Raw genomic sequence first — 24,268 nt, 5'->3', positions numbered from 1 at the left:
CGGTTCAGCGGTGATCTTCGTGAGGAAACCAGTACCGGGCGACAAGGTCGCGATCGTCTCGCCGTCGGGCGGGCTGCCCGAGATCTTTCCGGCGCCGTACGAGCTCGGGCTGCGCCGGCTCCGGTCGTTCGGGCTGGAGCCGGTCGAGTACCCGACCACCCGCCGGCTGGGCACGACTCCCGCCGAGCGGGCCGCGGATCTGCACGCGGCGTGGTCCGACCCGTCGGTGCGCGCGGTGATCGCGACGATCGGCGGCGACGACCAGCTCACCGTGCTGAAGCACCTGGACCCCGAGGTGTTCCGGTCCAATCCGAAACCGTTTTTCGGCTACAGCGACAACACGAACCTGCTCAACTTCCTGTACTCGTTGGGCCTGCCGGCCTTCCACGGCGGCAGCGTGATGGTGCAGTTCGGTCGCGGCGGCGCGATGCATCCGGACACCGAGAAGTCGTTGCGCGCGGCGCTGTTCGACTCCGGCGCGTACGACCTGTCCCCCGCCGCCGGCTGGACCGACCGCGACCGGGACTGGGCCGATCCCAGCACCTTGGAGTCCGAGCCGGAGCTGTTCGAGGGCACGGGATGGCAGTGGTCCGGCCCGTCGACGCCGGTCGTCGGACGGCTGTGGGGCGGCTGCCTGGAGATCCTCGACTGGCAGTTGGCGGCCGATCGCTGGATGTTGCCGGTCGAGCAGTACTCCGGCGTTCTGTTCCTGGAGACCAGCGAGGAACTGCCCAGCGCCGTACTGGTGCACCGCATGCTGAGGAACTTCGGCGAGCGAGGACTCCTGGAACGCTTCTCCGCTGTGCTGTGGGCGCGGCCGAAATCCTGGGCTCTCGACAACCAGCTCACCGACGAGGCCGCCGCGGCGTACGTCACTGACCAGTACGCCGCCGCCCGGGCGACGATCGCGGAGTACAACCCGCGTGCCGTCGTCGTCACCGGCCTGGACATCGGCCACACCGATCCGCAGCTGATCCTCCCGTACGGCGGCCAGGCCGAACTCGACCCGGCGGCCGGGCGGATCACGGTGACGTACTAGGGTGTGTCTCCCAATTCCGCGCCGTAGCGAGCAGGTGCCCGGTGCGGTAGCTCGGCGTGCGGGAGACGAGGCCGGCGATGCGAAGCATCGTGGTCTTGGCTCCCGTGCGGCGAGGTGCCGTGCCGGGTGCCGCGCAGTAGGCGGGGAATTGGGAGACACACCCTAGCGGATCTCGGTCCGGGTCAGCGCCGGGTTGGGATCGGGATAGCACCGCACCGGGGACTTGATCGTGACGAACTTCCACTTGATCGTCGCCTGGAGGTCGAGCCCCGGGTTGTCGAAGCTCGAGCCCTGCAGCTTGGTCTCGACGACGCCGGAGCGCCCGGCCTTGAGGTGCACGGTGAGCTGCGGCAGCTTGTACGACGCACCGCCGGCGATCGGCCCCGCGACCCGGAGCGTGGCGACGCCGTTGGCGGCCTGGATGGTCGGGGTGGAGTTGAGCCCCGAGCCGCCGGACAGCCAGGCCGAGACGAACTGGGAGTTGGCGGGGATCGGGATCCGCAGCGAGAGGTCGCGAACGTCCTTCAGCGTGAACCCCTTGACCTCACCGGGCAGCGAGCCGGGCTTGAGGTCGACCACGACGTAGAAGTGCGCTCCTGGCTTCACGGTCGCTGGAGCCTTCGCTGCGGCGCCCTGCCGGAGCGAGAGCTGATGCTGGCCGAACTTGGTGTCGGCCCGGCAGGCGTAGCTGACCGCGGCTCCGGAAGCCATCGCCGGCAGGGGGACAAGGACCAGACTGAGAACCACCACGGGCGCCAGAAACTTCCGTAGAGTGATCATATTATTACTCTACGCAGTCAAATGCCGGTTTGAACCCTGCCATCTCACGTGGTGGGCTCGGTCATTGGGTTCGAGCTGTTGCGAGGGGGCCGAGACGCCTCAGCGCCCCGCCAGATACCAAGTCCCCGCCGCCCCCAGCACAAACACCAACGGCAACAACACCGCCAACAGCACCACGCGCAACACACGCCGGCCGCGGCGGGACGTTCCAGCGACGGAATCCGGCGGGACAGCGGCGGTCGACCCAACGGACGATGTCTCTGATCCGGTGGACGACGCGCCACCAGACTCCGCCGCAGAAGCATCCGCGCCGACTGTCGCGCCGGAACTGGACCCCACAGTGGTGCTGATTCCGTCCTGGGTCCCGGTCGACGTGCGCAAAGACGCCAGCAGCGGAGCCTCCTGCTCCAGACGGTAGGCCTCCGCCTCCAACCGCTCCGCAAGCGTGTCGGCCCGCGACCACCGATCCGAGACCCGATACGCCAGCGACCGCGCCAACAGCTCGTCGACCTGACCGACGGCGTCGTGCAGCAGAGGGCGAAGACTCGGTGGATCGACGTCAGGATCGCGGCCGACCACGTCCTTGATCGAGGACGCCACGAACGGCGGCCGGCCGGTCAGCAGCGCGTACGTGACGGCACCGACGGCGTACACGTCGGCGCGTTCGTCGAAGCCTTCGTCGCCGCGGCCCTGCTCCGGCGCCATGTACGACGGCGTACCGACCGCTTGAGTGAGGCCGGAAGCCTCAGCGGCTCGCTTGGCCAGGCCCAGGTCGGCGAGCACGATCCGGTGCGTCCCACCGCCGGATTCCTTGCCGCCGGAAGGCCGCAGCAGCAGATTGGCGGGGGTGATGTCCCGGTGGACGACGCCCTCCGCGTGCAGCGCCGCGACCGCGCGCGCCAGGTCGGCTCCCCACCACAGCGCGTCGGCTGGATCGAGCGGACCGGCCGCCAGGACCTCGGCCAGGGTGCCGCCGCTGACGTAGTCCATGACGAAGTACGGGCGCCCGTCCGCCAGCGCACCCAGGTCGAAGACGCGCACCACCCGGTCGCTGGCGATCCGCCGCATCAGGCGGGCTTCGGACAGGAACCGCTCCCGGACGTCGGCCCGCGAGGCCCAATTGTCGGCCAGCACCTTGACCGCGACGTCGACGTCCAGGTCGTCGTCGTACCCGCGCCAGACCGTCGCGAAGGCACCCGCGCCGATTTTCGACTGCAGGCGATAGCGTCCGATGGCTTCCATCACCACTATTGTCGGTGACGGAGTGGATCATGGCGAACACCTGGGGGAGCATGAACGACGAGCTCGAGGAGTTGGCCGCGCGGGCAGCGGGTGGGGACGAGGCCGCGCTGCCCGAACTGTTGCAGGCGATCCGGCCGCAGGTGCAGCGCCGGGTGGCCAAGTTCCTGCCGTACCGGGAGGACGCCGAGGAGGCCGCGCAAGACACGCTGATGACGGTGGCGACCAAGATCCACACCTTCAAGGGCACCGGCACGTTCGCGGGGTGGCTGACGATCGTCGCGACCAACCAGGCCCGGCAGACCTACCGGTCGCTCAAGCGGCGGTCGGTCGAGCAGTCGGCCGAGGTGCTGCCGGAGGCGGTCGACCCGCGCACGACCTCGGTGATCGCCGGCTCGCGCCTCGACCTGCTGGAGGCGCTGGAGCAGCTGGAGTCGCATCACCCGCAGCTCGTCCAGCCGCTCGTCCTGCGCGATCTCGGCGCGCTGACCTACGCCGAGATCGCCGACGAGCTGCAGATCCCGCTCGGCACCGTGAAGGCCCGGATCCACCAGGCCCGCAAGGAAGTCGCCCAGCGCCTCACTGCCCGCTGATCACGCCCGTCACCGCGCCTTGAACTGCCGCGCTCCCGGGTCGACGGTCAACTGCCGCACCGTCGGGTTCGCCGCGACGCCCATCCAGTTCTGCAGAATCGTCGTCGCCTCGGCCCGCTCGGCCGCCGGCAGGCCACCGATGTTCGCCCCGTGGTTGCCACCCGGCTGCGTGAACCAGTGCGAGTCGCGCGTGCCCGGTCCGGGCTCGAACTTCTCCGCGCTCCACGGGTCGTTCTCGCCGTACACGAACAGCATCCGCCGGCCCTGCGACTTCAGCCACCGATCCACGTCCATCATCGCGACCGGCTCGTGCTTGGGCTCGATGCTGTCCGGTACGGCGGCCGGCGCGTCGCCCGCCTCGCGGTAGTGCAGCAGGCCCTTGAGCCAGGTCGTCTTGCTCGCCACGTCCGGCCAGTTCAGCTGCTGGGTCGCCTGGTAGTAGTACGGCAGGAAGCCGGCCGTGCCCTCGTCGGAGTAGAACGACCAGCCGGAGATCTGGTCGATGAAGTCGAACAGCTGCTGGTCCGTGGCGGTCGCGCTGCCGGGCACCGACGGGCAGCTCGCCTGCGTGCTGTACTGCCAGAAGGCGAACGGCGTGTCGAGCACCGCGGCCTCCAGCGCCCGGTCGGCCGACCCGAAGGTGCTCTCGTAAGTCAGCCCGTTCGCCGCGGCGTACTCCTTGAGCTTGGCCAGCATCGCCGGCCGCCGGAGCAGCGTGTTGCGCTGCAGGTTGCGCAGGGCGGCGTTGCACTGCGGGTCCGTGCCGGCCTCCTGGATGAAGCTGACGTAGGAGTCGCGCTTGTTGATCACGTCCTGCGGCGCGACGTACGCGACCGTGGCGTCGACGTCGTTGGGGTAGAACCGGCGGTGGTAGACCGAGGTCATGCCGCCCTTGGAGGCGCCGGTGGAGACCCACTTGCCCGGGTACAGCGCCTTCTTGAACGCGGTGACGATCCGGTGGTGGTCGGTGGCGGCCTGCCAGATGTTCAGCTTCGACCAGTCCTTGCTGGCCGGGGTCGAGCTGTTGAAGAACCGCTGCTCGACGTTCAGCTGGTTGCCGTCGACGAGCCGGGTCGGCTCGGCGGTGAACGCGCCGCCGACACCGCCGTACCCGGTGGTGTGCAGGACGGTCGGGCGGGCGAAATCGCGGTGCCAGAGCGTGATCCGCTGCTCGAACGTCTCACCGCCCGGCGACTTGTGGTCGGCCGGCTGCGTGTAGCGCAGCACGAAGAACGGTTTGCCGCTGATCACGCTGCTGCTCTCGATCCGCAGCCCGGGGATCGTCGCGAGCCTCGCCGCGACGTCGTCCAGGACGGCGGCCGAGGCCACCGCCGGTGTCAGGACCGATCCGATCAGAGCGGTAACGAGCAAAGCGACAACACTGGCCACGAACCGGCGCATGACGGCTCCTCTGCTGGGGACGACAGCTTCACAGACTAGGGGCGATCGGCGTTCAGTGCGAGGAACTCGTCCACAGGTCGCGTGCCGCGAGCGACCGTTTCAGGTCGTCGGCCGCGTCGGCGACCGCGCGGCGGATGCCGGGCGCAACGGTTTTGTCGCCGGCCAGCGCCTCCGCCCGTTGGACGGTGCTCTCGGAGATCGCGTAGCGGGGGAAGATCCGTCCGGCGGTCAGCCCGACGACGATTCCGGCCCGGATTTCCGCGGTCCCGGCGATCTCCGCGAAGTAGCGCTCGACGTACGGCGCGGTCTGCTCGGCCTGCAGGGGATGCCAGAAGCCCGCGCACAGCGAGGACAGCTCGTTGACCCCGATCGACGGATCGGTCATCACCCGGGTCCACGCCGCCTCCTTGCCCGTCGGCAGGGCCGCCCGGCAACCCGCCGCGCGCACGGTCCCTTCGGTCGACCGGTCCCGCTCCAGCTCGGCGTCGATCTCCGCTTCCCCGAAGACCCCGAGCCGAACCAGCCGCAGAACAAGCGCCCACCGCAACTCCGCGTCGACCGCCACGCCCTCCGGAGCGCTACCGGTCAGCCACCCCTGGAGGAGATCGGCGTCGGACGACGTCGCGATCACGCCGCGTGCGACGGCGAGCTGAAGACTGCTGCCGGGATCGCAGGTGCCGAGCCGCGCGATCAGTACCCGCGCGAGAGGCTCGGGCCCGTAGGGAAGGCCCCGGCCGAGCAGGCTGTCCTCGGCCCAGCGCAGCAAGGAATCGACGGCGATGTCGCTGTCCTCCGACGGCAGCGCGGCGAGCAGGATCTCCAACGCCTGTTGGGGATTCAGCTCACCGGAGGCGACCGAGTCCCGGATGCTGTTCCAGATCACCGCACGAGTGGTGCCGTCGGCAACCAACGGCAGCAGCCGCGGCAAGGCGGCGAGACTCGCGGGATCCAACCGGATCTTCGCCCAGGTGTCGTCCCCCGCATCCGGTACGACGAGCGCCGCCGACGGGTCAAGCGACACCGCGACCTCGTCGGCGTCCAGCAGTACGTCGACCGGCGTCGGCCGGCCCGCTTCGTCGTACGCGGCGATTGTCAGCTGGTGCGGCCGCTCGGCGTCGTCCGGGCGCGACCGGTGCAGCACGACACCGTTCGACGACCGCGTGGCGCTGATCGTGTCGAGCCCGGACGTCCGCAACCACTGCGCGGACCAGGCCGGCAGGTCGACCGCGCCGGCCTCGGTCAGCTTCGCGACGAACGCCGCCAGGTCCGCGTTGCCGAACTCGTGCGCCCGCAGGTGCGCGCTCACCCCACGCAGGAACACCTCGTCGCCCACGTACGCCGCCAACTGCTTCACCACCGCCGCGCCCTTGGCGTACGAGATCCCGTCGAAGTCCTCCAGCGTCTCGCGCGCGTCCTTGACCGGGTCCGCCGCGACCGGGTGCGTCGACGCGCGCTGGTCGGCCTGCAGACCGATCCACTTGCGGACGAAGCCGAAGTCGATCCAGTGCCCGCCGTGGTCGGTCACGTCGTGCGAGACCCGGTGCGCCATGTACTCCGCGAACGACTCGTTCAGCCACAGGTCGTTCCACCACTGCATCGTGACCAGGTCACCGAACCACATGTGCGCCATCTCGTGCACCAGGATCCGCGCCCGCGTGCTGCGCTCGGCGTCGGTGACCGCGGACCGGAAGACCAGGCGGTCCGCGACCGTCACGCAGCCCGGGTTCTCCATCGCGCCGAGGTTGAAGTCGGGCACGAACACCTGGTGGTACTCACCGAACGGATAGCGATACCCGAACAGCCGGTGGTACTCGTCGAACGCCTGCCCGGTCACCCTGAACAGGTCCTCGGCGTCCCGGTCCAGGTACGGCGCCAGCGACTGCCGGCAGCCCAGCCCGAGGGGGATCCCGTCGTGCTCGCCGCGGATCAGGTGATACGGCCCGGCCACCAGCGTGACGAAGTACGTCGACAGCGGTTTTGTCTCGGCCACCTCCCAGCGCCCCGGCCGCACCTCGCGGGCGGGCGCGTTGCCGAGCACGATCCAGTCGCTCGGCACCGTCGCGGTCATCCGGTACGGCGCCTTGAGGTCGGGCTGGTCGAAGCAGGCGAAGTAGCGCGGCGCGGACTCCAGCGACGACATCCCGTACAGGTAGACCCGCCCGTCGGCCGCGTCGACCGATCGCTGCATCCCCTCGCCGTCGTGCGCGTACTCCATCACCGCGTCGACCACGAGCTCGTTCTCGGCGTTCAGCCCGGTCAGCGGCAGCCGCCCGTCGTCGAGCCCGCTCACGTCCACCGGTACGCCGTTCAGCTTCACCGACACCAGTTCGCGCGGTTTCACATCCAGCCAGGTCTCGCCCGCGGACGCCGCGAACCACACCGTCGACAGCGATCGGAACGTCTCGTCCCCGGCGGTGAAGTCGAAGTCGAGGTGATAACCGCGAACCATCACCACGTCGGCCCGGGCCCGTGCGTCTTCCACCGTGAGAGCAGGCATCCCCCGAACCTAGCAACAACGACATGTCAGGGACGCGGGCCGAGCGGGTCCTCCGTCGGGGGCGTGGGCGTGCGGCGGGTGTTGCTCGTCAGTGAACGGTCGGGCAGCCACAGGACGAACGTGCTGCCGGTGCCGACCTCCGAGTGCAGGGAGACCGAGCCGCCGTGGGACTCGACGATCTGGCGGACGATCGCCAGCCCGAGGCCGGCCCGGCGCTGGCCGGTGGACAGGACGGTGGCGGGCGACTGGCGTTCCCCGGAGCGGAAGAACCGGTCGAAGACGCGGTCGGCGTCCTCTTCCGCGATGCCGGGTCCGTCGTCGCGGACGGCGATCCAGGCCCAGCCGTTGCGGCTGCCGACGGCCAGGACCAGTTCGCTGCCGCCGCGCGCGAGGCGGACGGCGTTGGAGAGCAGGTTGTCGACGGCTCGCCGCAGCGCGGACGCGTCACCGGCGGCGATCGGGCCCGGCGCCAATCGCCGGACCAGGCGGATCTCGCGGTCGGCGGCGATCAGCTCGTACTCCTCCGCGGCCTCGCCCGCGATCCCGGCCAGGTCCACGTCGGCGTCGACGAAGGCCGGCGACGACCGGCGGGCGGAGGCGAGCAGGTCCTCCACCAGCCGGGTCATCCGCTGGATCGCGCGGGCCACGATCGCGGTCGCCTGGGCGCGGTCCTCGGGCGGGGTGTCGTCGTGGGTGAGTACGGCGTCCACGTTGGCCTGGATCACCGCGAGCGGGTTGCGCAGCTCGTGCGACGCGTCGTCGACGAGCTGGCGCTGCGCGACGAACGCCGCCTCCAGCCGGGTCAGCATGTCGTCGACGGTGTCGGCGAGATTGCGCAGTTCGTCCCGTGGCCCGGTCAGCGCGATCCGGCGGGACAGGTCGGTGGCGGAGATGTCCTGCGCGGTCGCGGTGATCGCCCGGACCGGGCGCAGCGCGCGCCCCGACAACCACCATCCGGTGCCGAGACTGACGGCGAACAGCACACCCATCGCCGCGGCCGAGTAGTTCCGCATCGTCTGCAGGGTCTGGTAGTTGACCGCCGACTCGATGCTGGAGATCTCGGCGGCCTGGATCACCACGCCCGGCTTGAGCTTGAGGTCACCGTCGTGCTCGCGATACACCTTCTTGACCGTGATCGGATCGAGCGGCTTGGGATCCAGGTACGCCGACAGCGCGAAGTACAGGCCGCCGAGCAGCAACGCCGACAGCGCGATCAGCACGGCGGAGTAGGCCAGCGTCAGCCGGAACCGGATGGTCTGCGCCCAGGCCGGCAGGCGGGAGATCAGCCCGGTGGGCCGGAGAGATCCAACCTTCATGTCTCACCTCTCAGCCGGTAGCCCCGGCCGATCACCGTTTCCAGCAAGGGCTCCTCGCCCTCCTGGGTGAGCTTGCGCCGCAGCGTGCCGACCGTCACCCGGACGCTCTGGGTGAACGGGTCCGCGTTCTCGTCCCAGACGTGTTCCAGCAGCTCCTCGGCCGAGACGACATGGCCGGGGCGGGACATCAGATACCGCAGTACGCCGAACTCCTTGAGCGTCAACGGCAACTCCCGTCCCGCCCGGGTCGCCAGGTGCCGTGAGGAGTCGAGCACCAGGTCGCCGACGTGCAGCTGGGTGGTCCCGTTCGTCACGTCGCGGCGCAGCAGCGCGCGGATCCGCGCCAGCAGCTCGACCAGCGCGAACGGCTTGGTCAGGTAGTCGTCGGCGCCCTCGTCGAGACCGCGCACCCGGTCGGCCAGCGAGGCCCGGGCGGTCAGCATCAGCACCCGCAGCTCACGCCCCGACGCCACCTCGATCTCGCCCCGGCGGACGGCCCGGCACAGGTCGAGCCCGTTGGTGTCGGGCAGCGTGATGTCCAGGATCGCCAGGTCGTACGCCGTGGTCGCCAGCTTCTCCACCGCCTCGGCACCGGTCAGCGCGGTGTCCACGGCATAGCCGGCCCGGCCCAGTCCCGAGCGCAGAGCGCTGACCAGACCTTCCTCGTCCTCCACCACCAGTAGTCGCACAAGCCAAAGGTAACCGGGCTCGCGCCGGTTGCCGGGATGCGCTTTCGGTCGGCTTTCGCTCGGCTTTCCGGTCGTTTTCGGGGCGCGGTGATGAATTGGTCGCATCATCCGAACCAAAGGAGTCACTGATGAACTTCCCCGGAAAGCGTGTCCTGCTCGGTAGCGCGGTCGCCGTCGCGGCACTCGGCGTCGGTGGTTTCGCCTACGCCGCGGGCACCGAGGACCCGGCGCCGTCACAGGGGTACGTGACCGTCGAGGAGGACGCGACCACCCCGTCACCGGGCACCAGCCAAGGCCAGGCTCAGCAGCGGGACGGCCGTGACTGCCCCGAGAAGGACGGCAACCAGGGCCAGGCCCAGCCCGACCAGACCCAGCCCGAGCAGAGCAACCCCCAGGGCAACGCATGACCGCAGTACTGGAACGTGCCCTCTTCGAGGTGAAGCGGGTCGTGGTCGGCCAGGACCAGCTGGTGGAGCGGATGATGGTGGGCCTGCTGGCTCGCGGTCACTGCCTGCTGGAAGGGGTCCCCGGCGTCGCGAAGACGCTGGCCGTGCGGACGCTGGCGGAGGTGATCGGCGGCCGGTTCGCCCGGCTGCAGTTCACCCCCGACCTGGTCCCCGGTGACATCGTCGGGACCCGGATCTGGCGGCCGTCGGCGGAGGGGTTCGACACCGAGCTCGGACCGATCTTCGCCCACCTCGTGCTCGCCGACGAGATCAACCGGGCACCGGCCAAGGTGCAGTCGGCGTTGCTCGAGGCAATGGCCGAGCAGCAGGTCAGCATCGGCGGGGTCAGCTATCCCCTGCCGGAACCGTTCCTGGTGCTGGCGACGCAGAACCCGATCGAGTCCGAGGGCGTGTACGCACTGCCCGAGGCGCAGCGGGACCGGTTCCTGCTGAAGATCACCGTCGACTACCCGACCCCGATGGAGGAGCTCACGATCCTGCAGCGGATGAGCTCGCACCGGCCGCACGCGAACGCCGTTCTGACGCCCGAGCTGGTCCGTGAGTTGCAGCAGGCCACCGAAGACGTCTTCGTGCACAACGCGGTCGCCGAGTACGTCGTCCGGCTGGTGCACGCGACCCGCGAGCCGCAGCAGTACGGGATCAACGATCTCGGCGGCGTCCTGGAGTTCGGGGTGAGCCCGCGGGCGACCCTCGGCCTGGTCGCGGCCGGACGAGCGCTGGCCTTGCTGCGCGGCCGGGACTACGTGCTGCCGGCCGACGTGTACGACGTCGCGCACGACGTGATGGCGCACCGGCTGGTACTGACCTTCGACGCGCTGGCCGACGGGGTCGATCCCCGCGCGGTGGTGTCCCGGGTCCTGCACGCGGTCGAGCAGCCGCACGTCGTACCGGCGGACGACTCACCGCCCGGCATCAACGCCGTTCCCGGGTACGACGTCACCGGTGGCGCGCAGGGGTCAGCGGCATGAGTAACCCGTCGGCGTCCTCTCCCGACCTGATCGCAGGTCGGGAGCGGGCCCTGCGTTCCCTGGAGCTGTCGGTCAAACGGAAGCTGGAAGGCTTTCTGCACGGGGAGATCACCGGGTTGCGCAGCGGCCCGGGCAGCGAACCGAACGAGGCGCGGCCTTACCAGGCAGGGCAGGACGACGTCCGGCGGATGGACTGGAACGTGACGGCCCGCTCGCTCGAGCCGCACGTCCGCGCCCCGCTCGCCGAGCGCGAACTGGAGACCTGGGCGCTGCTCGACGCGTCGGCCAGCATGGACTTCGGTACGGCGCTGAGCGAGAAACGCGACCTGGCAGTCGCGATCGTCGGGGCGATCGGCCTGCTGGCCGACCGCCCCGGCAACTCCCTCGGCGTCCGGATCGCGCTGGGTGGCCAGGTCCGCCGAATCCCTGCCGCCGGTGGGTCCGCGGCGCTGCGCCGTACTCTGCGCACGCTGTTGTCGTTGCCTAGGGCAACACCTGGCGAGTACCCGGCGACCGACTTGGCCACCGCCATCACTCGGCTGGACCGAGAGCATCCGCGCCCAGGCCTCCGGGTCGTGGTTTCCGACTTCCACTCCGACCCCTGGCCCGCCGCGGCGGATCAAAAGAAGGAAGCTGCCGTCAACGGGCAATCGAGCGGCTCCGCCGCCGGCTGGGCCGACGCCCTGCGCCGGCTCGGCGCCCGGCACGAAGTGATCGCGGTCGAGGTGCTCGACCCCCGGGAGCTCGACCTTCCCGAGGTCGGCCTGCTGACCGTCGTCGATCCCGAGACGGGCCGCCGGCGCGAAGTCCAGACGAGCAGCAAGAAGCTCCGCCGCCGGTACGCCGAAGCGATGACCGCGCACCGGGAACGCACCGCCCAGGCGATCCGCGCCTCGGGTGCCGCGCACCTGGTGCTGCGGACCGACACCGACTGGGTGCGCGACGTCGCCGCGTTCGCCGCCGCCCGCAAGCGGGCCGCGGCCCGCCGAACCCCTCGAGGGAGGACCGGTACACGATGAGATTCGAGCAACCCCTGTGGCTGTGGCTGCTGCTGGTCGCCGCGGCCCTGGTCGTCGCGTACGTCGTCGCCCAGCGCCGCCGCAGCCGGTACGCCGTACGCTTCGCCACGCTGCCGATGCTGGAGAAGGTCGCCCCGAAGCGGCCGGGCTGGCGGCGGCACGCCCCGGCGCTGGCGTTCCTGGCAGCGATCGTGGTGCTGACCATCGCGATCGCCCGCCCGGTCACCGACGTCCGGGTGCCGCGGGAACGCGCGACGGTCGTGGTCGCGATGGACGTCAGCAACTCGATGGCCGCCACCGACGTCGCACCGGACCGGTTCGCCGTCGCCAAGGAGGCCGCGACGCAGTTCGTCCGCGACCTGCCCGAGCAGTTCAACGTCGGGCTGGTCTCGTTCGCCCGGACCGCGACCGTGGTCGCGCCACCGAGCACCAACCACCAGGCCACCGTCGACGCGATCGAACAGCTCACGCTGACCGACAGCACGGCGATCGGCGAGGCGGTCCTGACCAGCCTGCAGGCGATCCGTTCGGTCGACGCGCAGGCCGCCGAGGACCCGCCGCCGGCCCGGATCGTGCTGCTGTCCGACGGTGGCAACACCGCCGGCCGGCCGATCGACGAGGCCGCCCAGGAGGCGACTGCGGCCGGCGTACCGGTGTCGACGATCGCGTACGGCACTCCCGAAGGCACCATCGACCTCGAAGGCCGGTCGATCCCGGTCCCCGCCGACACCGAGTCCCTGCAGGGACTGGCCGACGCGACCAGTGGTTCCTTCTACGCCGCCGAGAGCGACGAGGAACTGCGCGACGTCTACTCCGACCTCCAGTCGTCGATCGGCTGGACCACCGAGGAACGCGAGATCACCAACCTGGTGGCGGGAATCGCCCTGGCCGCGGCGCTGCTGGCCGGGCTGGCGTCGCTGCTGTGGTTCTCGCGGCTCCCGTGAGCACCAAGGAGCACTTGTGAGTCCTCATCTGGGTCATCCCTTCCGCGGGCCGCACTACCAGCCGGGGCCGCCACCGGCCGCGCCGTCCGCACCCCTTGGCCAGGCACCGCCCGGCCTCCCCTTCCCCGTCACCCCGGCCTCCGCCTCGCCGGCTCCCCCCTCTCCGGCCGCGGCACCTCAGGCCGGGGTGACGGACAAACCCACACCGGTACGCCGTACCGGGCGGACGCTCGCCGCCGGGATCGCGCTGTCGATCCTGGCCGGCGGGCTGGCCGGTGCGGTCACCGGCGGATGGGGCGACGACGCCCCACCAGCCGCGACCGCACAGTTGCCGCAGGCATCGGCCCCGTCGGCGCCTGGCGGTGGCGGCCCGTCGATTGCGTCGGCGGCCGAGAGCGTGCTGCCCGGTGTGGTGTCGGTCCGGGCCGGCCGAGCGACCGGTTCGGGCTTCGCGATCGACCAGCAAGGCCACGTGGTGACGAACGCGCACGTGGTCGAGGGCGCCCGCAACGTCTCGCTGGTGCTGTCGAACGGCCGGACCCTGGACGCCGAGATCGTCGGCGTCGACGAGGACAACGACCTGGCGGTGCTGCAGGTCCCCACCGGAGCGACGAACTCGGGGCTGCGGTCGCTGCCGCTCGGCCGGTCCGCGGAACTGAAGGTCGGTGACCCGGTGCTGGCCGTCGGGTCACCGCTCGGACTGGAGGGCACGGTCACCGCGGGCATCGTCAGCGCGGTCAACCGGCAGGCACGGTTCGGCGACAGCGGCGCCCGGCAGACCGCGATCCAGACCGACGCCGCGATCAACCCGGGCAACTCCGGCGGGCCGCTGGTCAACGCCGCCGGTCAGGTGGTCGGCGTGAACACCGCGATCGCGACGCTCGGCAGTTCCAGCCGGTCGGGCAACATCGGCATCGGCTTCGCCATCCCGGTCGACCGGATGACGACGATCGTCCGCGGGCTGATCGACTGATCGTCTGCTTCACTGAACATACTTCGGCCCGCCGCGGACTCCATGCCACGCGGCGGGCCGAAGCTGTTCTTCGGGTTTACGGGTGGTACGGCGGCCGGCGGTACATCGCGCCGGGAGCCCAGAACGGCCCGACCTCGTAGTAGTCGTAGAGGTTGTCGAAGTAGTCCGGTGCGTCGGTCAGCTCCGGGTCGTAGCCCGGGGCACCGATCACCGTCTGCTGGTCGCGGTCGATCACCACCTGGTCGTCGTCGACCGATCGGACCAGCTCGACCGGGATCAGTCGCGATTCCTTGCCCAGCCCGAGGAACCCACCGTCGACGACCTCGAGCAGCCGGACCTTCGCCTCGTCGTGGTCGAGGAACAGCCCGTCCACCTTGCCGACCTTCTCCCCCGCGGCGTCCACCACCGTCCGGCCGCGGATGTCGTCGGAGGGGTCCGCGAGCACCAGATCGGTGTCGCCCAGCTTCACCAGCGGAACCTGCGGAACTTGCGCCTGCTCGTTCATCGTCGTGCTCCCTTCCACCGAACCGGTAGCCGGAAGCACCCCGGGTCAAACGGTCGCTCGCCTCGCCAGCACCTTCGACACCGGGGTGGGATCTGACGCTCCGTCCACGTGCCGCGACACCCAGTCGTCCAGGTCGGCCGCGGCTTCGGACGGATCCTGCCGCAGGTGGGTTCGCCACCAGTCCCGGTCCGGCGACCCGACAGACCGTACGCTCTCCTCCGGAAGCCCTACCGATGCTGCGATCTGTTGCCAGCTGTCCCCACGCAGGCGGGCGAGGGCGACCACCGCCGCGACGTACCGGTTGATGGCCTCGAGCACCGATCGGGCCGCTGTCAGCTCGTCGGCCGCTGCTGGGACCGCGGCCGCGGCGGCTTCGGCAAGCAGACACGCCTCGTACGACAGCGCGACCCGCGCCACCGCCGCGTCCGTCTCCCGCTGATCCGCCATCTCTCGATGATCGAGTCGACCGGTTCACTCGCACAATGCGCGATTCCCGCAGTCAGCCTCTGTCCAGGGCATAGGCTGACGGGATGCGCTACGACCTCGACGACCTCCGGCTCTTCGTTCACGTCGTGACCGAAGGGTCCATCACCGCAGGCGCTCGGCGGATGCACCTGAGCCTGCCGTCGGCCAGCGCCCGGGTCCGCGCACTCGAAGCGCAGGCCGGTCTGTCTCTGTTGATCCGCGAACGCAGAGGCGTCCGCCCGACACCCGCCGGCAGCACACTCGCTCGGCACGCGGAGTCCGTGCTCGCCGAGACAGTCCGCCTCGACAGCGCCCTCGCGAGTTACACCGCAGCGCCGCGCCGCCCGGTCGTGCTCGTCGCCGGAGGCTCTGGCATGAACCGCATCGTCCCGCTGGCCCTGACGACGTTCCTGCGCGCCTACCCGGAGTACGACGTCGCCGTGTCCGAACACCGGACCCCCGAGAGCCTGCGCCTGCTCGCCGACGGCGAAGCCGACCTGGGCATCGTGCTGCACGACGAGGCCGAGGACACCGACCTCCGGCTCGACCCACTCAGCGAGGACCACCTGGTCGTGATCGGCCAGGCGGGCGGCGTACTGAGCGGCCGCGCCGGCATGACGTACCGCGAAGCAGCCGAGCACCCGATGGTCGGCCTGTCCCTGGACTCGTCCCTACGCCAGTGGATCGACCGCCACCTCCCGGCCAACGCGCCGATCCCCCGCTACCGCACGCTCGTCCCCGACCTGCACACCTTGATCCCACTCGCCGCAGCAGGCGCCGGCCTGGCCATCACACCCCGCCGGGCCGTCGCCCCCAACCCGGACCTCGACATCTGCCCACTGACCGACCCTTGGTCACTGCGCCGCCACCTGCTCGCCCACGGCACCCGTCGCCCACCCTCCCGACGAGCGACGGATGCCCTGGCCGACCACATCCGGACGGCGGCGAACAGCTGATCAGGTTCGGCGGACCGCCAACCCGTCGATCTGGTGTGTCATGGCCGGGCTTCGGACGGTGAGCTGGACCGTGCCCGACAGGAACGCTGCCGGAGTCGGCAGCGCGATCACGGCCTGGTACTGCGTGGTCGCGTTGTTCAGGTTGATCGTTCCGGCCGATCGCCCGCCGTAGTAGACCTGCACCGACCCGCAGCTTCCGCAGCGAGTGGCGATCAGGTAGAGCCGCTTCGCCTGCACGGTGCGGGTCAGCGAGGCACCGTTGGCGCCGCTGCTGGTCACGGTGCCGAGGTAGTAGACGCCGTTCGCGCCACGGCTCCAGCCGGCCGTCGCTGTCAGCGCCCGGTCGTCCATCGGCCGCGAGAAGCACCGCTCCGCCGACCAGGCCGAGACCGTGCCGAACACGTCCCGAGCCCGCACCGACACGCAGTATTCGTTGCCCGCAGCAACATTCAGCGTGATCGAGGTGGCCTTGGTCGCCGACGCGGCGTTGACGTAGCCGCCGAAGTTGGCCAGGTACGTCGCGGTCCGGTAGCGCACGTCGTACGAGCCGACGCCGCTGGAGTCGGTCGCGGCGTAGGCCAGGCTGACCGAGGCCGCCTTGGTGAGCTCGAAGGCCCCCGAGGTGAACCGGACTGCGGGCGCGACGGCGTCGACGGTGAAGGAGCGGACGGCAACGGTCGCCCGGCCGCCGGGCTCGACCGCCTTGACTTGCAGTACATGCGCACCGCCGGCCACGCCGGTCTTCGTGTACGGCGAGGTGCAGGCTGTTGCCGGCCCACCGTCGAGCTGGCAGGTCACGGTCAGCGGCGTCGCCATGCCGGTGGTGGTGAACGGGATGCTGACATTCGGGCCGTTGACCGTCGCGGTCGGCTTGATCGCGACCCGCGGGCCTTGCCAGGCAGCTGTGCCGAGCCGCTCGTCCCACGGCCGCTGGAAGACGTTCACCGCGGCGCCCGGCTGCCCGGCGGCGTCGACCGGGACGACCTTCAGGACGTTGCCGCCGTGCGCGACGTACCGGTTGATCAGCAGCTTGGCGCCGTCCGGGGACCACGCGATCGATGCGAGCTGCTGTTCGCCGGCCTCACCGAGCTTCGGCGAACCGCCACCGACGGGGATGACAGCCGGAGCGTTGCCGCCGCTGACGAAGCCGATCCAGCGGCCGTCGGGCGACACCTCCGGATAGGTGGCCTGCTGGGTCCCGGCGATGCTGCTCAGCACCGCACCGTTGGCGCGCGCCTGGATGCGTTGCAGCAGACCCTGGAACTGGTCCTTCGCGATGATGGTCTGGCTGTCCGGCAGCCAGGTCGGCATCAGCAGGTGGCACCCGATCCGGACCGGGGTTCCGCCGGTCGCGGCGACCATGTCGAGGCACGAGCTGCTGTCCGGCTGCAGGCGCTCGTAGACGATCCGGGTGCCGTCCGGCGACCAGGCCATCCGGTAAATGCCGGTGGAACCGCTGACCAGCTGGACCGGCGTCGCACCCGGTACGTCGGTCCGGACGCGCCAGAGGCTCTCCTGGCCCTTGGCGAAGACGATTTCCCGGCCGTCGGGTGAGGTGGCGATCGAGCCGCCGATCACGTGCGTCGGGCCGTCGGCAGCCAGCGGGACCACCTGGGTGCCGCCCGGGACCGCCACCTGCCCGGCGTACGTACGGTAGTTGCCGCCCTCGACCGGGACGGTGTGGGTCAGGCCGATCGCCTCGGTGGTCGGTGCGGGCGTGATCGGCGTACTGACCGGGCCTTCGCCGTCGGCACTCGTCGCGGAGACCGAGTACGTCGCCCCCGCGATCCGCTCGCTCTGCGACCAGGCGACCTCGTCGCCCGTCCAGCTGCCCCAGGTCGGATAGGTCGTCTCGGTCCCGTTCACCGTCCGGTGGACCAGGTATCCGGTGAGACCGTCGGCGTCGGCCGGCGGCTGCCACCGCAGCTCGACGCCGGTGAACGTCCCGACCGCCTTCACCGCCAGCGGCACCGACGGTACGGCCTCCGTCACGGCCTGTGCTGGAAGTCCCGCTCCCAGGGCGATCGCCCCCACCACCAACGGCGCCATCGAACGCACGCTTCCCCCAGCAGGTTCCGGACCCGCCGACGCGCGTCTCATCGGGTTATCGTTGCCAAAGGCCCATTCGTTACGCCGTGGCAGGAAGCTGCCCTCACGCCGAATGCTTGCCCCGCCGGTAGAACTGGTTGCCCCCGGCGGCGAGCGCCGCGACGCCGACGGCCCCGAGCAAGCCGGGGAGGACGTAGTCGAACCCCCAGTCCGTGGCCTGCATCCTGGTCGGTTCTTCTGGGTCGTAGACGACCTCGACCGTGCCGCCCACCGTCGCCTCGTCGAAGTTCGACGTGCTGTCCTGGACTGTCTGGCCGGCCTTGGTGGTGTAGCGGACCTCGATCCGGGCGTTCTTGCCGGTCGACAGGTCGAGCACCGTCGCCGGGACCACCTCGCCGCGGTGCTGGAGCAGATAGGTGTCGCGGCCCACCCAGAACGCGAAAGCCAGCACTCCGATGGCGAACAGCAGCGTGATCAGGCCGTCGCCGTCCCAGTGCCAGCGACGGCGGCTGCGTTCGGTGCGGTAGCGGCGGGCGGCGAGGCGCTTGTCTCGCCGGGCGGCCTTCGCCCGGCGGCGGACCTCGGCCTGGCGGGTCCTACTGGACCGCCGGGTGCTGTTGGCCATGTGGCGACTCATCGGTCCTCACCGGTCGGGGCTGCTCAGGCTTGAGACGCCCCGACCGGTGCGGGCGTTACCTATGGCCGGGGCTGCGCGAGCAGCGGGCGGGTGCCGTCGAGCACGGTGGCGTAGCGGGAGCGGATGGTCGCGGCCTCGGCGTCGCTGAGGATCGACGACTCCGGCTTGCCGACGGCGACCTGCCAGGTGGGCGGAGTGTCCTCGCCGGAGAGCGCCCAGGCAGCCTGGCGCGCGGCTCCGAGGGCGACGTACTCGGCCGGCTCGGGCAGGACGACCGGTGCGCCGAGCAGAGCAGGCGCCAGAGCCTGTACGGCGCGGGAGCGGGCCGCGCCGCCCAGCAGGAGGACCCGCTCGACCGGGATGCCCTGGACGCGCAGTGCGTCGACGGCGTCGGCCAGGCCGCACAGCATGCCTTCGACGGCGGCGCGGGCCATCGTGGCGGGCTGCATGGTCGCGCGGGTCAGGCCGTAGACCAGGCCGGTCGAGTGCGGCAGGTCGGGCGTGCGCTCGCCGTCCAGGTACGGCAGCAGGACCAGTCCGTTGCTGCCGGACGAGTCCAGAGCGGCCTCGTCCAGCTCGGCGAGCTCCATGCCGAGCAACTGGGCAGTCGCCGACATGACCCGCGCCGCGTTCAGCGTGCAGACCAGCGGCAGGTAGCCCCCGGTCGCGTCCGCGAAGCCGGCGACAAAGCCGCTCGGGTCAGCAGTTGGCGTCGTACAGGTCGCGAAGGCCGTGCCTGAGGTCCCCAGCGACACAGCGACATCCCCCGGCTGCAGGTCGAGTCCGAGCGCGGCGGCCATGTTGTCGCCGGTCCCGGCCGCGATCGCCGCACCGAAGGCCGTCTCGCCGACGACCTCGCGCGGACCAGCGACCCGCGGCAGCACCAGCGACCGGCCGAAGGCCCGCTCGACCAGGTCAGGCCGGTACGAGTTGGTCGCCGGCGACCACCAGCCGGTGCCCGACGCGTCGCCGCGGTCAGTGGTGAGGTCCGCGATCCCAGAGCGACCAGCAGCGAGCTGGTGCGTCAGCCAGTCGTGCGGCAGCGCGACAGCCTCGGCCCGCGCCGCAGCGTCCGGCGCAGCCGACTGCACCCAGCGCAGCTTGGTCACCGTGAAGCTGGGCACCGGCAGCGAGCCGATCGCCTCGGCCCACGCCGCAGCCCCACCCAGCTCCTCGACGAGCTCGGTGGTCGCGTCGGCGGAGCTCGTGTCGTTCCAGAGCACGGCGGGATGCACGACCTCGCCGGAGCCGTCGAGCAGGACCATCCCGTGCTGCTGGCCGCCGACCGACAGGGCCTGGACGTCGTCCAGCAGCCCGTCGGACGCGATCTGCCAGGCATTCAGCCACTCGGCGGGGTCGACCTGCGTGGCGTCGGGGTGCGGCGCACGGCCTTCGCGCAGCACCTCCCCGGTGGCGGCGTCGCAGACCACGACTTTGGTGGCCTGGGTGGAGCAGTCGACACCGGCGACAAGTTTCGGCTGGGTCATCAGACAGGGGTCCTCTCGGCAGCGGCAGGGGGCAACAGGCGCAGGACTTCGCGGGCCAGGTCGGTGGTAGTCACCAGTGTGCTGACCAGACCCGACCGGACCGCTGCGATCACAGCGGGAGCCCGGTGCGCGCCGGCCGCCAGTGCGACCCGTTGGGCGGGGCGTCGCAGCTGGTCGATCGACACCGCGATGATCATCTGCTCCAACGGTGACTCGACCAGTTTGCCGTCCACGTCCAGCAGATGCCCACTCACCTCGGCCACGGCGCCGCCGGCGACCCCCTCCTCGCGGACCTCTTCCGACACCGCGTCCCACACCGTGGAGCAGCCCGCCCGCCAGGCGCCGATGGCCACCACGGAGATGTCCAGCCCGTCGGCCATCGCCAGGGTGTCGGCGATTCCCGGCTGGCGGCGCAGCGCGGTCACAGCGGCAACGTCGTCGACCACCAGCGGCGCGTGCACCGCGTACGCCGTACCGCCGGCCAGCTCAGCGGCTCTCCGGGCCAGGTCGACCGTCGTACCGCCACCGGACGGCGAGTGCAGCGACCCGGCCATCTGGATCACCGTGCAGGACGGCAGCGCGTCGAAGTGGTCGACCATCGCGTCCACCGCCCGGCTCCAGGTCAGCCCGAGCAGGTCACCGTCGCGCACGAGCGGCGCCACCGTGCGGGCCGCGGCCTCGGCGACCTGGGCGCGGACCTGCTCGGCCGACCCGGTCGCCGTCGTCGCCACGCAGCGCGCGATGCCGAGCGCCTCGGCCAGCTGCTCGGACAGCCCCCGGTCGACCGGGGTCGGGCTCTTGATCTGGATCTGCACGATCCCCCGCTCGCGTGCCTCCTCCAGCAGCCGGGCGATCTTGAACCGGCTGAGCCCCAACTGCTTGGCGATGTCCACCTTGGAGGTGTTGTCCAGGTAGTACCGCCGGGCGACGTCCGCGAGCAGCTCGTCGTCCTCCTCCACCCCCTCGACGGTCATCCGGCCCGTTCCTCCAGCGTGGCCCGGGCACCGCGCTCGTGCAGCGAGGTCAGCGCCGCCGTGTAGGCCTTTACGAACCGCTCGTCGTCGGCCAGGTCCCCGAACAGGTCGCGGTCCGACACGAACAGCAGCGGGTTGTCCCGGTTGTGCTGCGCCCGCTCGACCAGCTTGTCGCGCAGCCGGTCCACCACCTCGATCGGCTGTCCCTGCTCGTCGACGCCCTCGGCGTACCGGGCCCAGGAGGCCACGACGAGCGCGGACCGCTCGATCCCCCGGTCCGCCGCCAGCTGCTCGCGGATCACCGGCACCAGCCACTTCGGGATCCGGTCCGAGCTCTCCGCGCACAGCCGCGCGAGCGTGTCGCGCACCTCCGGGTTGGCGAACCGCTCGATCAGCTGGTGCTTGTACTGCTCCAGGTCCACTCCCGGTACGGCGGGCAGCGTCGGCTGACCCTCCTCGGTCATGTAGCCGAGCAGGAAGTCGACGAACAGCTTGTCCTGGCACACCTCGTGTGCGTACCGGTAGCCGGCCAGGTACCCGAGGTAGCACAGCGCCTGGTGACTCGCGTTGAGCAGCCGCAGCTTCATCAGCTCGTACGGCTCGACGTCCTCGACCACCTGCACCCCGACCTCGTCGTACGCCGGCCGCTCGCCCCCGAAGTCGTCCTCCAGCACCCACTGCGTGAACGGCTCGCACACCACCGGCCAGCCGTCGTCGATCCCGAACCGCTCGGCCAGCGCCGTCTTGTCCGCCTCGGCGGTGACCGGCGTGATCCGGTCGACCATGCAGTTCGGGAACCGGACCTCGGCCTCGATCCAGTCCGCCAAGTCGGCGTCGCGAAGCCGGGCGAAAGCAGTCAGCATCTTCTTCGCGACGTGGCCGTTGCCCGGGATGTTGTCGCACGACATCACCGTGAACGGCTTCGTGCCGGCCGCCCGGCGGCGGGCCAGGGCCTCGACGATCAGCCCGAACGCGGTGCCCGGCGTCGCGCCCGGCGCCAGGTCGGCGGCCAGGCCGGGGTCGGACGCGTCCAGCTCACCGGTCACCTGGTTGACGTGGTAGCCGCCCTCGGTGATCGTCAGCGACACGATCCGGGTGGCCGGGTCGGTCATCCGGGTCAGCACCGCCTCGGGGTCGTCCGGCGCGAACAGGTAGTCGACGATCGAGCCGATCACCCGCGGCTCCAGCGTGCCGTCCGGGTGCTTGACCACCAGTGTGTAGAGGCCGTCCTGGGCCGCCATCACGTCGGCCATCCGCCGGTCCTGCGGCAGGACGCCGACGCCGCAGATGCCCCAGTCCAGCGCCTTGCCGTCGTCCATCAGCCGGTCCAGATACATCGCCTGGTGGGCCCGGTGGAACCCGCCGACCCCGAAGTGCACGATGCCCGGGCGGACCGCCGTACGGTCGTAGGCCGGGACGCCCACCCGCGGGTCGAGCGCGGACAGCGTGGCGGAACTGAGTTTCTGCAAGGTCACTTGACGGCTCCCAGCGACAGGCCCTGGACCAGCTTGTCCTGGGCGGCGAAACCGGCGATCAGGACGGGCAGCGACACCACCAGCGAGGCCGCGCAGACCTTGGCCAGGAACAGCCCCTGGCTGGTGACGAAGCCGGTCAGGAACACCGGTGCGGTCTGGGCCACCGTACCTGTCAGCACCCGGGCGAAGAGCAGTTCGTTCCAGCTGAAGATGAAGCAGATCAGCGCCGCCGAGGCGATGCCCGGCGTGACCACCGGAGCGACCACGGAGCGCAACGTGCGGACCAGTCCGGCGCCGTCGACCGAGGCCGCCTCGAGGATCTCCACCGGCACCTCGGCCAGGAAGCTGCGCAGCATCCAGACCGCGATCGGCAGGTTCATCGAGGTGTAGAGCACGATCAGCAGCCAGATGTTGTCCAGCAGCCCGGTGAACTGGGCGAACAGGTAGATCGGCAGCAGCCCGGCCACCACCGGCAGCATCTTGGTGGACAGGAAGAAGAACAGCACGTCGGTCCACTTCTTCACCGGCTTGATCGACAGCGCGTACGCCGCCGGGAACGCGAGCAGGATGACCAGCAGCGTGGACAGGATGCTCGCGGTCAGCGAGTTCGCGATCGACGGCCAGGGGCCGGTGTCGAAGAACGAGCGGTACCCGTCGAGCGTCAGCGGCGCGGCCAGGTCCGGCGGGTTCTTCGCCGCGTCCTCCTCGGCGTGGAACGAGGTCAGCACCATCCACAGCACCGGCAGCACGAACAGCGTGCCGACGATCCAGGCCAGCCCGCTCAGCGCGATGCCCCCGCCGCGCTTCTTGCGGCCCGTCACCATCGTCACCTGACCGCTCATCGGCCCTCCTCCTTGAACAGCGTGGACACCGAGCGCAGGGCCAGCGTCGCGATGACGATCGTGCCGATCACCACGATCACGCCGGCCGCGGAGGCCCGGCCGTAGTCGTGCGCGGTGTAGAAGGTCTGGTAGATCGTGTACGGCAGGTTCGCCGTACCGAGTCCGCCGGACGTGATCGTGAAGACGGCGTCGAAGTTCTGCACCACGTAGATCGAGCCGAGCAGCGCGCTCAGTTCGAGGTACTGGCGCAGGTGCGGCAGCGTCATGTACCGGAAGATGTCCCACTGGCTGGCGCCGTCGATGCCGGCCGCCTCGATCACGTCCAGCGGCCGGCTCTGCAGCCCGGCCAGCAGGATCAGCATCATGAACGGCGTCCACTGCCAGACCAGCGCGAAGATCACCGACCACAGCGGCTGGTTGCTGATCCAGTCCGGCTGCGGCGCGCTGTCCCCGAAGATCCAGGTCAGTACGCCGTTGAACAGCCCGTACTCCGGGTTGTAGAGCGCGTGCTTCCACAGCAGCGCCGCCGCGACCGGCACGACCAGGAACGGCGTGATCATCATCGTCCGGACCACGCCGCGGCCGCGGAACTTGCGGTCCAGCAGCAGCGCGATGCCGAGGCCGAGCAGCAAGCTGATCAGCACCACCGCGGCGGTCAGCAGGATCGTCACCAGGATCGCCTGCCGGGTGTTCGCATCGGTCAGTACACGGCGGAAGTTGTCGATCCCGGCGAAGCCGCGCTCGTCGGGGTAGTAGGCGTTCCAGTCCATGAACGACGTGATGATCGTGACCACGAACGGCAGTTGGGTCACGATGATCATGAAGATCAGCGCGGGCAGCAGCGGCGCCCGCCGGGCCCAGTCGCCGGTCTTGCGCAGCATCGTGCTCTGCGACCCGGGCGGTACGGCGGCGTGGCGGCCGCCGGGACGTGCCTGCGTGTCGACACTCATGAC

23 protein-coding genes are annotated in these 24,268 nt (G+C 70.7%); 8 read left to right on the top strand and 15 right to left on the bottom strand.

The features are described 5' to 3' along the window. Positions 1–10: 10 nt before the first annotated feature. Positions 11–1,039 carry a S66 family peptidase gene (locus BWI15_RS00775; protein WP_077012293.1) on the top strand — a complete coding sequence of 343 codons (1,029 nt, stop codon included), beginning with the start codon at positions 11–13 and terminating at the stop codon, positions 1,037–1,039. Between the two features lie 162 nt (positions 1,040–1,201). Here BWI15_RS00775 and BWI15_RS00770 read toward each other — a convergent pair whose 3' ends face one another. After that, positions 1,202–1,819, bottom strand: coding sequence for a hypothetical protein (locus BWI15_RS00770; protein ID WP_077012292.1), 618 nt, complete (start codon positions 1,817–1,819; stop codon positions 1,202–1,204). Between the two features lie 99 nt (positions 1,820–1,918). Further along, on the bottom strand, positions 1,919–3,061 hold the full coding sequence (locus BWI15_RS00765; protein WP_077012291.1) for a serine/threonine-protein kinase: 1,143 nt from the start codon (positions 3,059–3,061) through the stop codon (positions 1,919–1,921). A 29-nt stretch (positions 3,062–3,090) separates the two neighbouring features. On the opposite strand from BWI15_RS00765, the gene BWI15_RS00760 reads away from it, so the two are divergent. After that, complete coding sequence (locus tag BWI15_RS00760) at positions 3,091–3,651, top strand: RNA polymerase sigma factor (protein ID WP_077012290.1); 561 nt, start codon at positions 3,091–3,093, stop codon at positions 3,649–3,651. Positions 3,652–3,660: 9 nt separating this feature from the next. Here BWI15_RS00760 and BWI15_RS00755 read toward each other — a convergent pair whose 3' ends face one another. From BWI15_RS00755 to BWI15_RS00740, 4 genes are read right to left on the bottom strand one after another with little or no spacing between them, the layout of a single operon-like run. Further along, positions 3,661–5,052, bottom strand: a complete 1,392-nt coding sequence (locus BWI15_RS00755) for a S28 family serine protease (protein ID WP_077012289.1) — start codon at positions 5,050–5,052, stop codon at positions 3,661–3,663. A gap of 52 nt (positions 5,053–5,104) precedes the next feature. Beyond that, a complete protein-coding gene (gene pepN / locus BWI15_RS00750) occupies positions 5,105–7,549 on the bottom strand; it encodes an aminopeptidase N (RefSeq protein ID WP_077012288.1) in 2,445 nt (814 codons plus the stop codon). 26 nt (positions 7,550–7,575) lie between these two features. Further along, positions 7,576–8,865: a sensor histidine kinase gene (locus BWI15_RS00745; RefSeq protein ID WP_077012287.1), complete on the bottom strand. Its 1,290-nt coding sequence runs from the start codon at positions 8,863–8,865 to the stop codon at positions 7,576–7,578. Continuing rightward, complete coding sequence (locus tag BWI15_RS00740) at positions 8,862–9,554, bottom strand: response regulator transcription factor (RefSeq protein ID WP_077012286.1); 693 nt, start codon at positions 9,552–9,554, stop codon at positions 8,862–8,864. The genes BWI15_RS00745 and BWI15_RS00740 overlap by 4 nt, the downstream gene beginning before the upstream one ends. 128 nt (positions 9,555–9,682) lie before the next feature. Between BWI15_RS00740 and BWI15_RS00735 the strand changes: the two genes are divergently transcribed. Genes BWI15_RS00735 through BWI15_RS00715 form a run of 5 tightly spaced genes read left to right on the top strand, consistent with a single transcriptional unit; the run spans position 9,683 to position 13,925 of the window. Beyond that, on the top strand, positions 9,683–9,961 hold the full coding sequence (locus tag BWI15_RS00735) for a hypothetical protein (RefSeq protein WP_077012285.1): 279 nt from the start codon (positions 9,683–9,685) through the stop codon (positions 9,959–9,961). Then, positions 9,958–10,989, top strand: coding sequence for an AAA family ATPase (locus BWI15_RS00730; protein WP_077012284.1), 1,032 nt, complete (start codon positions 9,958–9,960; stop codon positions 10,987–10,989). The genes BWI15_RS00735 and BWI15_RS00730 overlap by 4 nt, the downstream gene beginning before the upstream one ends. Next, positions 10,986–12,008 (top strand): DUF58 domain-containing protein, encoded by a 1,023-nt coding sequence (locus BWI15_RS00725; RefSeq protein ID WP_077012283.1) that lies wholly within the window; start codon positions 10,986–10,988, stop codon positions 12,006–12,008. The genes BWI15_RS00730 and BWI15_RS00725 overlap by 4 nt, the downstream gene beginning before the upstream one ends. Then, positions 12,005–12,952 (top strand): VWA domain-containing protein, encoded by a 948-nt coding sequence (locus tag BWI15_RS00720; protein WP_077012282.1) that lies wholly within the window; start codon positions 12,005–12,007, stop codon positions 12,950–12,952. Before BWI15_RS00725 ends, BWI15_RS00720 begins: the two co-directional genes overlap by 4 nt. Positions 12,953–12,968: 16 nt before the next feature. Then, entirely contained in the window at positions 12,969–13,925 is a 957-nt protein-coding gene (locus BWI15_RS00715; protein ID WP_077012281.1) for a S1C family serine protease, read from the top strand. Between the two features lie 76 nt (positions 13,926–14,001). On the opposite strand, the gene BWI15_RS00710 is transcribed toward BWI15_RS00715, so the two are convergent. Both BWI15_RS00710 and BWI15_RS00705 read right to left on the bottom strand, forming a co-directional pair. Next, positions 14,002–14,430 (bottom strand): PRC-barrel domain-containing protein, encoded by a 429-nt coding sequence (locus tag BWI15_RS00710; protein ID WP_077012280.1) that lies wholly within the window; start codon positions 14,428–14,430, stop codon positions 14,002–14,004. Between the two features lie 45 nt (positions 14,431–14,475). Further along, positions 14,476–14,877, bottom strand: coding sequence for a hypothetical protein (locus BWI15_RS00705; RefSeq protein ID WP_077012279.1), 402 nt, complete (start codon positions 14,875–14,877; stop codon positions 14,476–14,478). A gap of 83 nt (positions 14,878–14,960) precedes the next feature. Here BWI15_RS00705 and BWI15_RS00700 point away from each other — a divergent pair, with 83 nt between their 5' ends. Then, positions 14,961–15,851 carry a LysR family transcriptional regulator gene (locus BWI15_RS00700; protein ID WP_077012278.1) on the top strand — a complete coding sequence of 297 codons (891 nt, stop codon included), beginning with the start codon at positions 14,961–14,963 and terminating at the stop codon, positions 15,849–15,851. On the opposite strand, the gene BWI15_RS00695 is transcribed toward BWI15_RS00700, so the two are convergent. The 7 genes from BWI15_RS00695 to BWI15_RS00665 form a co-directional block, all read right to left on the bottom strand. Beyond that, positions 15,852–17,900, bottom strand: coding sequence for a PD40 domain-containing protein (locus tag BWI15_RS00695; protein WP_077012277.1), 2,049 nt, complete (start codon positions 17,898–17,900; stop codon positions 15,852–15,854). It lies immediately after the preceding gene. A 103-nt stretch (positions 17,901–18,003) separates the two neighbouring features. Further along, entirely contained in the window at positions 18,004–18,525 is a 522-nt protein-coding gene (locus BWI15_RS00690; RefSeq protein WP_077012276.1) for a DUF3592 domain-containing protein, read from the bottom strand. A 71-nt stretch (positions 18,526–18,596) separates the two neighbouring features. Beyond that, positions 18,597–20,024 (bottom strand): xylulokinase, encoded by a 1,428-nt coding sequence (gene xylB / locus BWI15_RS00685; RefSeq protein ID WP_077012275.1) that lies wholly within the window; start codon positions 20,022–20,024, stop codon positions 18,597–18,599. Further along, complete coding sequence (locus BWI15_RS00680; RefSeq protein ID WP_077012274.1) at positions 20,024–20,998, bottom strand: sugar-binding transcriptional regulator; 975 nt, start codon at positions 20,996–20,998, stop codon at positions 20,024–20,026. The genes xylB and BWI15_RS00680 overlap by 1 nt, the downstream gene beginning before the upstream one ends. Further along, the gene (locus BWI15_RS00675) at positions 20,995–22,473 is read right to left on the bottom strand and encodes a mannitol dehydrogenase family protein (RefSeq protein ID WP_237771071.1); all 1,479 of its coding nucleotides are present in this window, start codon (positions 22,471–22,473) and stop codon (positions 20,995–20,997) included. Before BWI15_RS00675 ends, BWI15_RS00680 begins: the two co-directional genes overlap by 4 nt. Continuing rightward, positions 22,470–23,315: a carbohydrate ABC transporter permease gene (locus BWI15_RS00670; protein ID WP_077012273.1), complete on the bottom strand. Its 846-nt coding sequence runs from the start codon at positions 23,313–23,315 to the stop codon at positions 22,470–22,472. The genes BWI15_RS00675 and BWI15_RS00670 overlap by 4 nt, the downstream gene beginning before the upstream one ends. Beyond that, complete coding sequence (locus BWI15_RS00665; RefSeq protein ID WP_077012272.1) at positions 23,312–24,265, bottom strand: carbohydrate ABC transporter permease; 954 nt, start codon at positions 24,263–24,265, stop codon at positions 23,312–23,314. The genes BWI15_RS00670 and BWI15_RS00665 overlap by 4 nt, the downstream gene beginning before the upstream one ends. Positions 24,266–24,268: the final 3 nt, after the last annotated feature.

It is taken from the genome of Kribbella sp. ALI-6-A, from assembly GCF_001984195.1.
Taxonomy (GTDB): Bacteria; Actinomycetota; Actinomycetes; order Propionibacteriales; family Kribbellaceae; genus Kribbella.
Note: the sequence above shows the minus strand (reverse complement) of the source record. Positions and strands in the feature narration are given on the sequence as shown.